Genomic DNA, 11931 nt, shown 5'->3' with positions numbered 1-11931 from the left:
CAACGCAGGAGACAGACATGAACGCCCTTTGCAAGGCCCTGGTGGCCGCATCCGTCTGGCTGGCGGCCGGCGCGGCGCTGGCCGCCTATCCCGACAAGCCGATCCGCCTGGTCGTCGGCTTTCCGCCCGGCCAGGCCACCGACATGATCGCGCGCATCGCGGCGAAGAAGCTGCAGGATGCGCTGGGCCAGCCCGTCATCGTGGACAACAAGCCCGGCGCGGCCGGCATCATCGGCTCGGAGACCGTGGCCAAGGCCGCGCCCGACGGCTACACGCTGGTGGTGGGCTCCAGCGGCACGATGGCGATCAACCCCAGCCTGTACTCCAAGCTGCCCTACCACCCGCTGAAGGATTTCGAGCCGGTCAGCATCCTGTCGGTGGTGCCGCTGTTCCTGGCGGTGAACCCGACCTTTCCGGCCAGGACCGCCGCCGAACTCGTGCAGCAGGCCAAGGCCGCGCCGGGCAAGATCAACTTCGGCTCGGGCGGCAGCGGCGTCACCAGCCACCTGACCATGGAGCTGCTCAAGCACTCCCTGGGCATGGACCTCACGCACGTGCCCTACAAGGGCAGCCCGGCGGCCGTGACCGACCTGATCGGCGGCCAGATCAACACCATGATCGACACCGGCCCGGCACTGCTGCCGCACATGCGCACGGGCAAGCTGCGCATCCTGGCCGTGGCGAGCGAGAAGCGCAACGCCGCCGCACCGGATGTGCCGACCATGGCCGAGGCCGGCCTGGGCAACTTCGTCGCGCCGGCCTGGGTCGGCCTGGCCGCGCCCAAGGGCACGCCCAAGGAGATCGTCGAGACGCTGCACAAGGCGCTGGTGGCACATTGGCGCGACGCGCCCGACGTGCGCGAGCAGTTGAACGGCCTGGGCGCCGAGCCGGCGGTCATGGCGCCGGCCGAGTTCGCGAAGTACATCCAGAGCGAGATCGACAAGTGGGCGCTGGCCGTCAAGCTGTCCGGCGCCAAGGTGGATTGAGAGCATGACGACACGCACCACGATCTCTTGCGAACTGGCGTCCTTCGCCACCGGCCTCACGCTGGACGCCGTGCCCGCCGAGGTGCGCGAACGCGCCACGCACCTGATGCTGGATGCGCTGGGCATCGGCCTGGCGTCCACGCAGTGGGACTTCGCGCGCACCACGCTCGCGGGCCTGCGCGAACTGGCCGGCCCGGGTGGCGACGTGCCCGTCATCGGCCACGGCCAGATGCTGCCGCTGCGCGACGCGGTGGTCATGAACGCCTTGCTGATCCACGGCCTGGATTACGACGACACGCACCCGGCCGGCGTGATCCACGCCACCACCTCGGTGCTGCCGGCGGTGCTCGGCCTGGCGACGCGCCTGTCCAGCAGCGGCCGCGACCTGCTCACCGCCTATGTGCTGGGCATGGAGACCGCCACGCGCATCGGCGCGGCGGCCCGCAGCGGCTTCCACCAGGTCGGCTTCCACCCGACCGGGCTGGTCGGCACCTTCGGCTGCACGCTGGCGGCAGGGCGGTTGCTGCAGCTTGGCGAGCGGCAGCTGGTCGATGCGCAGGGCATCGCGCTGTCGGTGGCCTCTGGCAGCCTGGAATGCCTGGAAGACGGCGCCTGGACCAAGCGGCTGCACCCGGGCTGGGGCGCGGCCGGCGGAATCACGGCGGCCACGCTGGGCAAGCACGGCTTCGTCGGCCCCGGCGCGGCGTACGAGGGCCGCTTCGGCCTGTACGCCAGCCACCTGGGCGCCGAACTGTTGGCCAAGGCCGACCTGTCCATGGTCACGGCCGGGCTGGGCCAGGTGTGGGAGGTGATGAACGTGGCCGTCAAGCCGGTGCCGGCCTGCCACTTCACGCATGCCTTCGCCGATGCGGCCAGCATCCTGTCCAAGGACTGGAACGGCGCGCCGATCCGGCGCATCGTGGCGCGCGTGCCCACTGGCGCGATGAAGGCCGTCTGCGAGCCCATCGAGAAGAAGCTGCGCCCGGCCAATGCGTACGACGCGCAGTTCAGCGTGCCGTACTCGGTGGCCACGGGCCTGCGCTTCGGCCGCTTCACGCTCGACGCGTTGGACCCCGCCGCCTACCAGGACCCCGAGACACTGAAGATCGCCGCGCTCGTCGAATGCCAGAGCGATCCCGACGCCGACTTCCCGCGCTACTTCGGCGGCGAGGTCATCGTCGAGCTGGCCGACGGCCGGGTGCTGCGCCACCACGAGCCCATCAACCGCGGCGCGGCGGGCCGGCCCATCGCCAACGCCGACATCGTGGCCAAGTACCACGACAACGCGGCGCGGGCGGTCGACCGCACGCATGCCGACCACATCCTCAATGCGGTGCTGGGCATTGCGCAGGGCGAGGCGGGCGCGTTGGCACAGCTGCTGGGCCGGGCTGCGCAGGGGCGCTGAGCCAGGCATGCGCAGGGGCGCTCCGACGGCCCGCTACAGTCGGCGCCCATGGAAGCAGAACGATGACCGGCCCCTGGATGACCCTGGCCATCACGCTGGCCGTGCAGGCCATGGTGTCGATGGCCCTGCTGACCCTGCCGGTGATGGCGCCCGTCGTGGCGTCGGCGATGGGCGTGTCGGCCGCGCTGGTCGGTGTCTATGTGGCCCTGGTCTATGCCGGTGCGATGGCCGCCAGCCTGGCCGCCGGCGCGGCGGTCGCGCGCTTCGGCGCGATCCGCGTGAGCCAGGCCGGGCTGCTGCTGTGCGCCGCGGGCCTGGCCCTGTGCGCGGTGCCGCACCCGGCCGCCAGCGCCATCGGCGCGGTGCTGATCGGCCTGGGCTACGGCCCGATCACGCCGGCCAGCTCGCATCTGCTCAGCCAGAGCACGCCGGCGCACCGCATGTCGCTGGTGTTCTCGGTCAAGCAGACCGGCGTGCCGCTGGGCGGCATGCTGGCCGGCGCGCTGGTGCCCAGCCTCATGCTGCTGCTGGGCTGGCAGGGCGCGCTGCTGGCCTCGGCCGCGGCCAACCTGGCCTGCGCGCTGCTGGCCCAGCCGCTGCGCACCGACCTCGACGCCGACCGCCAGGCCGACAAGCCGATGGCGCTGGGCAACCTGGCGCAGCCGATCCGGCTCGTGCTGGGGCACCCGGCGCTCAAGATGCTGGCCGCCTGTTCGTTCGTGTTCTCGATCGCGCAGCTGTCGCTGACCACCTACCTCGTGACCTATCTCAACGAAGGCCTGGCCTATGGCCTCGTGGCCGCGGGCCTGGCGCTGTCCGTGGCGCAGTTCGGCGGGGTCGCGGGGCGCATCCTGTGGGGCTGGGTGGCCGACCGCGGCCTGGGCGCGCGCCGCATGCTGGCCCTGCTGGCGGCCGTGATGGCCCTGAGCAGCGCGGCCACGGCCCTGCTGTCGCCCGCGCTGCCACCGTGGCTGGTGCTGGCCGTGCTGGTGGTGTTCGGCGCTTCGGCCATCGGCTGGAACGGCGTGTACCTCGCCGAGGTGGCACGGCAGGCACCGCCGGGGCTGGCCGGCGTGGCCACGGGGGGCACGCTGGCGTTCACGTTCTTCGGGGTGGTGCTGGGGCCGCCGGTGTTCGGGGCCTTGTCGGCGCTGTTCCAGACCTACCGCGCCGGGTACCTGGCGCTGGCGGTGCCGACGCTGCTGTGCTGCGTGGCGCTGCTGCGCGTGCGCTTGCCGGGCCAGGGCGCCGGTGCCGGGCGCTGAGGTCGCAGGCGCTCCGTCTGCGGTGACTTTGTATGCAAACCAGAAAGGTGATGTGAAGATGCAAGAGCGCAGCTACCTGTTCGTGCCCGGCGACCGCCCGGAGCGTTTCGACAAGGCCCTGGCCAGCGGTGCCCATGGCGTGATCCTGGACCTCGAAGACGCCGTGCAGCCCGAGCGCAAGCCGCAGGCGCGCGAGGCCGTGCGCACCTGGCTGGCGCAGGCGACGACACCGGTCTGGGTGCGCATCAACCCGTCCGACACCGCCTGGTATGCCGAGGATTGCGCGCTGCTGGCCTCGCCCCGCGTGCGCGGCTTCATGGTGCCCAAGGCGCAGGACCCCGAAAGCCTGGCGCAGCTGGCCGCGCGCCTGCGCGACGACCAGCGCTTGATCCCGCTGGTGGAGACCGTGGCCGGCTGGTTCGCGGCCCAGGCCATCGCGCGCGTGCCGCGCGTGCTGCGGCTGGCCTTCGGCTCGGTGGACTTCATGTCCGACTCGGGCATCCAGGGCGAGGCGGAGGAGATGAACAGCGTGCGCACGCAGCTGGTGCTGGTGTCGCGCCTGGCCGGCATCGGCGCACCCATCGACGGCGTGTCCGTGGCCATCGACGATGCTGCGCAGCTGGAGAGCGATGTGCGCCGCTCGCGCCGCTTCGGCTTCGGCGCCAAGCTGTGCATCCACCCCAAGCAGGTGGCCGGCGTGCACACCGGTTTCGCGCCCACGGCGGCCGAGGTGTCCTGGGCCGAACGCGTAGTCGCGGCGCTGGCCGCCGGGCCGCTGGGCGCGGTCACGGTGGACGGCAAGATGGTCGACAAGCCCATCGCGCTGCTGGCGCAGGCGATCCTGGCCGAAGCGCGTCCAGCCGACTAACGGTCCGAACGGCGGTCTGGTCGGGCGCCGGCGCGCTGTGGCGCGTGCTGAAATTCGGGCCGGCCCGCTGGGGCCAGGACCCAACATGCCCGACCGGTTTCCCCATTCCACCATCCAGTGCCTCGCCGCGGTCGCGCAGCACCACCAGCTGCCGATCAATCCCGAACGGCTGATCGAAGACTATGCGCTCGGCGCCCAGGAGCCGCCGCCGGCCACGCTGCTGCGCATCGCCGCCGACATCGGGCTCAAGGCCAGCCATGAGCGCATGGGCTGGGCCGGCCTGCTGGCCCAGCAGGGCGTGTTCCCGCTGATCGCGCGGCTGGCCGATGGCCGCTGCGTGATCGTCGTGGGCGCCAAGCGCGATGCCGGCGCGCCCGGCGCCGACGGCAAGCCCGGCGGCCAGGTGGCCGTGCTCGATCCGCAGTCGGACCGCCCGACCGAGGTGCGGCTGTTCGAGCGCGAGGCCTTCGCCGCGCTCTGGCAGGGCGAGGTCTACCTGCTCAAGCGCCTGCACGCGCTGCCCGAGGCGCAGCAGCGCTTCGGCCTGCGCTGGTTCGTGCCGGAGATCATGAAGCAGAAGGCCGCGCTGCGCGACATCGCCATCGCGGCGCTGGCCATGCACCTGCTGGCGCTGGCCTCGCCCATCTTCTTCCAGCTCGTGATCGACAAGGTGCTCGTGCACCAGAGCATGTCCACGCTGTGGGTGCTGGCCGTGGGCGTCGTCATCGCGCTGCTGTTCGATGCGCTGTTCGGCTTCCTGCGCCAGCTGCTCACGCTGTCGGCCACCAACAAGATCGACATGCGCCTCACGCGGCGCACGTTCGCCAAGCTGCTGTCGTTGCCGATCGACTACTTCGAGACCACCACCGCCGGCGTGATCACGCGCCACATGCAGCAAGTGGAGAAGATCCGCGCCTTCCTCACGGGACGCATGTTCTTCACGGTGCTGGACGCGACCTCGCTGGTCGTCTTCCTGCCCATCCTGTTCGCCTATTCGATGAAGCTGGCGCTGGTCACGCTGGCCTTCACGGCGCTGATCGCGTGCGTGGTCGCGGCCATGGTCCCGGTGTTCCGGCGCCGGCTGAACGACCTGTACAACGCCGAGGGCGCGCGCCAGGCCATGCTGGTGGAAACCATCCACGGCATGCGCACGGTGAAGGCGCTGGCCATCGAGCCGGCCCAGCGCCGGCTCTGGGACCAGCGCTCGGCCCAGTCCATCAACATGCAGTTCCGCGTGGGCAAGATCGCCATCACGGGCGCGGCCATCACCGACTTCCTGGGCAAGCTGCTGCCCGTGGTGATCATCGCGTTCGGCACGCAGCTGGTGTTCGACCAGGAGCTGTCGGTCGGTGCGCTGATCGGCTTCCAGATGCTGGCCGGCCGCGTGGTGCAGCCGCTGATCGCCATCGTCGGCCTGGTCAACGAATACCAGGAGACGGCGCTGGCCGTGCACATGCTGGGCGAGGTCATGAACCGGCCCTCGGAAGGTTCGGCCGGGGCCGGCGGGCTGCGTCCGCAGCTGGGCGGCGCGGTCACCTTCGACGCCGTGAGCTTCCGCTACCCGGGCTCCAGCGTGGCGGCGCTGGACCGCGCCAGCTTCACGATCCCCGCGGGCGCCGTGGTCGGCATCGTCGGGCGCAGCGGCTCGGGCAAGACCACGCTGACCAAGCTGATCCAGGGCCTGTACAGCGTGCAGGAGGGCGTGGTGCGCTTCGACCGCGTGGACGCGCGCGAGATCGAGCTGGCCCACCTGCGCCGCCAGATCGGCGTGGTGCTGCAGGAGAACTTCCTGTTCCGCGGCACGGTGCGCGAGAACCTGTCGGTGGCGCGGCCCGAGGCCTCGTTCGAGGAGATCGTCGCCGCGGCCGAGGCCTCTGGCGCGGCCGAGTTCATCGAGCGGCTGCCGCAGGGCTACAACACCCTGCTCGAGGAGAACGCGTCCAACCTGTCGGGCGGGCAGAAGCAGCGGCTGTCGATCGCACGGGCGCTGCTCACGCGGCCGCGCATCCTGATCCTGGACGAAGCGGCCAGTGCGCTGGACCCCGAGAGCGAGGCCATCTTCATCCGCAACCTGTCGCAGATCGCGGTCGGGCGTACGGTCATCATGATCTCGCACCGGCTGTCCACGCTGGTCAACGCGCACGCCATCCTGGTCATGCAACAAGGCAAGCTGGTCGACCAGGGCCGACATGCCGAATTGCTGACGCGCTGCGAGACCTACCAGACCCTGTGGCACCAGCAGACCAGCCATGTCTAGGTTCTTCTCCTTCCTGAAGCGCGACCGCGACGCCACCGCCGTCGCCTACCTGCCCGATGCCGACGAGATCGAGCGCAGCCCGGTGCCGCGGGTGGCGCGGCTCACGCTGCACGCGCTGGTGCTGGCGGTGCTGGCCTTCGTCGCCTGGGCCAGCCTGTCGCAGATCGACCAGGTGGTCGTGGCCAAGGGCCGGCTCGTGAACCCGCTGCCCAATGTCGTGGTGCAGCCGCTGGAAACCGGCGTGGTGCAGAACGTGGCCGTGCGCGTGGGCCAGGTCGTGCGCAAGGGCGACGCGCTGGCTGCGCTGGACGCCACCTTCACCCAGGCCGACGAATCCCAGCTGCGCGTGCGGCTGGCCAGCCTGCAGACCCAGGTGCAACGCCTGCAGCAGGAGCTGTCGGGCAAGGCCGGCGCCGGGCGGCCGGCGAAGGACGATGCGGACGCGCAGCTGCAGTCCACGCTGCTGGCCGAGCGCCAGGCCAACTACCAGGCGCAGCAGCGCAAGCTGGCGGAGACGGCGGCCAAGCTGCGCGCGTCGCTGGCCACCAACCGGCATGACCAGCAGCTCGTGGCCTCGCGGCTCCAGTCGCTGCGCGAGATCGAGGCCATGCAGGAGCGCATGGTCGCGCAGAAGTTCGGCTCGCCGCTGCAGTTGCTCGAGGCGCAGCAGCGCACCAAGGAGGTCGCGCGCGAGCTCGAGCTGGCCACCAGCCGCGAGCAGGAGCTGCGCCGCGAGCTCGCCGCCTTCGATGCCGAGCAGACCGCGTTCGAGAAGGGCTGGCGCCAGAAGACGATGGAAGACCTGCTGACCGCCTCGCGCGAGCGCGACAGCGTGCGCGAGCAGCTGCAGAAGGCCGAGCGGCGGCAGAACCTCGTCACCCTGGTGGCGCCGCTGGACGCCGTGGTGCTGGAGATCGCCAAGCTCTCGCCGGGCTCCGTCGTGCGCGAGGCCGAGACCTTCTTCACGCTGGTGCCGCTCAACGTGCAGCTGGAGGCCGAGGTGCAGGTCGAGGCCGCCGACGTGGGCTACATCCGGCGCGGCGACCACGCGCACGTGAAGGTCGCCACCTTCCCGTTCCAGCGCCACGGCACGCTGGACGGCGAGGTGCGCACCATCAGCGAGGACGCCTTCCAGCGCGATCCCGCCGCGCGCAGCGGCACCGACGCCTACTACCTGGCGCGCCTCACCCTGGGCGAGATGGCCCTCAAGAACATGGCCGAGAGCGCGCGCCTGCTGCCCGGCATGACGCTGGACGCCGAGATCGTGGTCGGCCGGCGCTCGGTCATGTCCTACCTGGCCTGGCCGCTGACCAAGGGGCTGGACGAAGCGATCCGTGAGCCCCGGTGACGCTGCGTGTATTTTTGTTGCCCGGATGCAACAAAAAGTGTCTGCTCAAGTTCAGAACATATAAATCTTCAAATTAGTTCAGGCAGCATTCAAGTTTTTGCGCGGCGCGGTCGCCAATACGCATTGCGGAGATGGCGGCGCGCATAACGCCCCAGGCGCTGAACGGCGTCACCCGTCCGACGAGCAAGCATCGCGCAGTCACCTTGGTGGGGTACGCTGTCCACTGAATATGCGCACGTTCTTGTGCACTTGAATTGAGAACCGAAGAGAGCCCAACATGAGCAACATCAGTGGACTGACGACCGCACAGATCGCCGCGCTCACGACCGCCCAGATCCAGGCCTTGAGCACGGAAGACATCGGGGCGCTCACGACGGCGCAGACCCAGGCGCTGACCACCGTGCAGGTGGTGGCTCTCCAGACCAACCAGGTGCAGGCGTTCAGCACCTCGAACATCGCCGCGCTGACGACGACGCAGATCGCGGCGCTCGAGACGCGCGACGTGGCGGCACTGCGCACCACCCAGGTCGCGGCCCTGAACACCGCCGCGGTGGCCGCGCTGACGACCACCCAGATCGGCGCCCTCGGCACGGGCTCCATCGCGGTGCTGAGCACGGCCAGCATCGCCGCGCTGACCACCAGCCAGATCCAGGAGCTCACGACGGCCCAGGTGCAGGCGCTCGGCACGGCGCAGATCGGCGCGCTGACCACCGCCCAGATCGTGGCGCTGGAAACGCGCGACATCGCGGTGCTGCGCACCACGCAGATCACGGCGCTGGACACCGCGGACATCGCCGCGCTGACCACCGCCCAGGTCGGCGCCATCAACACGGCCAACATCGCCGTGCTGCGCACCACGGCGGTGGCGGCACTGACGACCGCGCAGATCGAGGCCCTGACGACGGCCCAGGTCGGCGCGCTGACCACCGCCGGCATCGCCGCGCTGACGACGGCCCAGGTGGCCGCGCTGGAAACCCGCGACGTGGCCGTGCTGGGCACCGGCCAGGTCGCGGCCCTGACCACGGCCGGCGTGGCCGCGCTGACGACCACGCAGGTCGCCGCGCTGAGCACGGCCGGCGTGGCCGCGCTGACGACGGCCGGTGTCGCGGCGCTGACCACGGCGCAAGTCGCGGCCCTGACCTCGAACCAGGCCGCGGCCCTGACGACCGCCGGCATTGCCGCACTGACCACCGCCCAGGTGGCCGCCATCGAAACCGGCGATCTGGCCGCCCTGCGCACCAGCCAGATCGCCGCGCTGAGCACGGCCGGCGTGGCCGCGCTGACGACCAACCAGGTCGTGGCGCTGACCAGCACCCAGGTGGCCGCCCTGACCACCAACGCCATCGTGGCGTTGACCACGGCCCAGGTCGCGGCACTGGAAACCCGCGACGTGGCGGCCCTGACCACCACCCAGGTGCGCGCCTTCGAGACCACCGACCTGGCCGCCCTGACCACCGTGCAGGTGGGCGCGCTGACCACGGCCGGCATTGCCGCGCTGACCACGGCCGGCGTGGCCGCGCTGACGACCGACCAGGTCGTGGCGCTGACCAGCACCCAGGTGGCCGCACTGACGACGACCGGCATCGTGGCGCTGACCACGGCCCAGGTGGCCGCGCTGGAAACGCGCGACGTGGCGGCCCTGACCACTGCCCAGGTGCGTGCGCTGGAAACCACCGATCTCGCCGCACTGACCACCGTGCAAGTGGGTGCGCTGAGCACCGCCGGCGTGGCCGCGCTGACCACGGCCGGTGTGGCCGCACTGACCACCGCCCAGGTGGCCGCCCTGACCTCGAACCAGGCCGCCGCGCTGACCACCGCCGGCATCGCCGCGCTGACGACCGCCCAGGTCGCCGCGCTGGAGACCGGCGACCTCGCGGCCCTGCGTACCAACCAGATCGCGGCACTGACCACGGCCGGCGTGGCCGCGCTGACGACCAACCAGGTCGTGGCGCTGACCAGCACCCAGGTCGCCTCCCTGACCACCAGCGCCATCGTGGCGCTGACCACGGCCCAGGTGGCTGCGCTGGAAACGCGCGACGTGGCGGCCCTGACCACCACGCAGGTGCGCGCCTTCGAGACCACCGACCTGGCCGCGCTGACCACCGTGCAGGTGGGTGCGCTGACCACGGCCAGCATCGCCGCGCTGACCACGGCAGGCGTGGCCGCGCTGACGACCGACCAGGTCGTGGCGCTGACCAGCACCCAGGTGGCCGCGCTGACGACGGCCGGCATCGTGGCGCTGACCACGGCCCAGGTGGCCGCGCTGGAAACGCGCGACGTGGCGGCCCTGACCACCGCCCAGGTACGCGCCTTCGAGACCACCGACCTCGCCGCGCTGACGACCGTGCAAGTGGGTGCGCTGAGCACCGCCGGCGTGGCCGCGCTGACCACTGCCGGTGTGGCCGCATTGACCACCGCCCAGGTCGCGGCCCTGACCTCGGTCCAGGCCCAGGCCTTGACCACCGCCGGCATCGCCGCGCTGACCACCGCCCAGGTGGTGGCCATGGAGACCGGTGACCTGGCCGCGCTGCGCACCAACCAGATCGCGGCACTGACCACGGCCGGCGTGGCCGCGCTGACGACACTGACCACGGCCGGCGTGGCCGCGCTGACGACCGACCAGGTCGTGGCGCTGACCAGCGTGCAGGTGTCGGCCCTGACCACCAGCGCCATCGTGGCGCTGACCACCGCCCAGGTGGCCGCGCTGGAAACGCGCGACGTGGCCGCGCTGACCACCGACCAGGTGCGCGCCTTCGAGACCACCGACCTGGCCGCGCTGACCACCGTGCAGGTGGGTGCGCTGAGCACGGCCGGCATCGCCGCGCTGACCACCGCCGGCGTGGCCGCGCTGACCACGGCCCAGGTGGCCGCCCTGACCTCGAACCAGGCCGCCGCCCTGACCACCGCAGGCATCGCCGCGCTGACGACCGCCCAGGTCGCCGCGCTGGAGACCGGCGACCTCGCCGCGCTGCGCACCAGCCAGATCGCGGCACTGACCACGGCCGGCGTGGCCGCGCTGACGACCAACCAGGTCGTGGCGCTGACCAGCACCCAGGTGGCCGCGCTGACCACCAGCGCCATCGTGGCGCTGACCACGGCCCAGGTCGCGGCATTGGAAACCCGCGACGTGGCCGCACTGACCACCACCCAGGTGCGTGCGCTGGAAACGACGGACCTGGCCGCGCTGACCACCGTGCAGGTGGGTGCGCTGACCACGGCCAGCATCGCCTCGCTGACGACCGCCCAGGTGGCCGCGCTGACGACCGACCAGGTCGTGGCGCTGACCAGCACCCAGGTGGCCGCACTGACGACGGCCGGCATCGTGGCGCTGACCACGGCCCAGGTGGCCGCGCTGGAAACGCGCGACGTGGCGGCCCTGACCACCGCCCAGGTGCGCGCCTTCGAAACGACCGACCTGGCCGCGCTGACCACCGTGCAGGTGGGTGCGCTGAGCACGGCTGGCGTGGCCGCACTGACCACGGCCGGTATCGCGGCGCTGACCACCGCCCAGGTCGCGGCCCTGACCTCGGTCCAGGCCCAGGCCTTGACCACCGCCGGCATCGCCGCGCTGACCACCGCCCAGGTGGTGGCCCTGGAGACCGGTGACCTCGCAGCGCTGGGCACCAACCAGGTCGCGGCACTGACCACGGCCGGCGTGGCSGCGCTGACGACCGACCAGGTCGTGGCGCTGACCAGCGTGCAGGTGTCGGCCCTGACCACCAGCGCCATCGTGGCACTGACCATTCCACACCATCCACATGGGCGTGACGGCCGAGAACATCGCCGCCAAGTGGGGCATCAC

General features: G+C 71.5%; 7 protein-coding genes. All 7 read left to right on the top strand.

Features of this window, described 5'->3' with window-relative positions; all coding sequences use genetic code 11:
• Window positions 1-17 precede the first annotated feature (17 nt).
• A complete protein-coding gene (locus tag ASF44_RS16515; RefSeq protein ID WP_056900332.1) occupies window positions 18-986 on the top strand; it encodes a tripartite tricarboxylate transporter substrate binding protein in 969 nt (322 codons plus the stop codon).
• A gap of 4 nt (window positions 987-990) precedes the next feature.
• Window positions 991-2391, top strand: a complete 1401-nt coding sequence (locus tag ASF44_RS16510; protein ID WP_056900331.1) for an MmgE/PrpD family protein — start codon at window positions 991-993, stop codon at window positions 2389-2391.
• Between the two features lie 62 nt (window positions 2392-2453).
• Window positions 2454-3656, top strand: coding sequence for an MFS transporter (locus tag ASF44_RS16505; protein ID WP_056900330.1), 1203 nt, complete (start codon window positions 2454-2456; stop codon window positions 3654-3656).
• A gap of 58 nt (window positions 3657-3714) precedes the next feature.
• Window positions 3715-4524 (top strand): CoA ester lyase, encoded by an 810-nt coding sequence (locus ASF44_RS16500; protein WP_056900354.1) that lies wholly within the window; start codon window positions 3715-3717, stop codon window positions 4522-4524.
• 85 nt (window positions 4525-4609) lie between these two features.
• The gene (locus tag ASF44_RS16495; RefSeq protein WP_056900329.1) at window positions 4610-6781 is read left to right on the top strand and encodes a peptidase domain-containing ABC transporter; all 2172 of its coding nucleotides are present in this window, start codon (window positions 4610-4612) and stop codon (window positions 6779-6781) included.
• Window positions 6774-8129 (top strand): HlyD family type I secretion periplasmic adaptor subunit, encoded by a 1356-nt coding sequence (locus ASF44_RS16490; protein WP_056900328.1) that lies wholly within the window; start codon window positions 6774-6776, stop codon window positions 8127-8129. Before ASF44_RS16495 ends, ASF44_RS16490 begins: the two co-directional genes overlap by 8 nt.
• Before the next feature lie 277 nt (window positions 8130-8406).
• Window positions 8407-11931, top strand: a 3525-nt coding sequence (locus ASF44_RS32370; protein ID WP_162243822.1) for a heme utilization protein, incomplete at its 3' end; no start/stop codon positions are given.

The organism is Pseudorhodoferax sp. Leaf274 (assembly GCF_001422445.1).
Taxonomy (GTDB): domain Bacteria; phylum Pseudomonadota; class Gammaproteobacteria; order Burkholderiales; family Burkholderiaceae_C; genus Pseudorhodoferax.
Note: the sequence above shows the minus strand (reverse complement) of the source record. Positions and strands in the feature narration are given on the sequence as shown.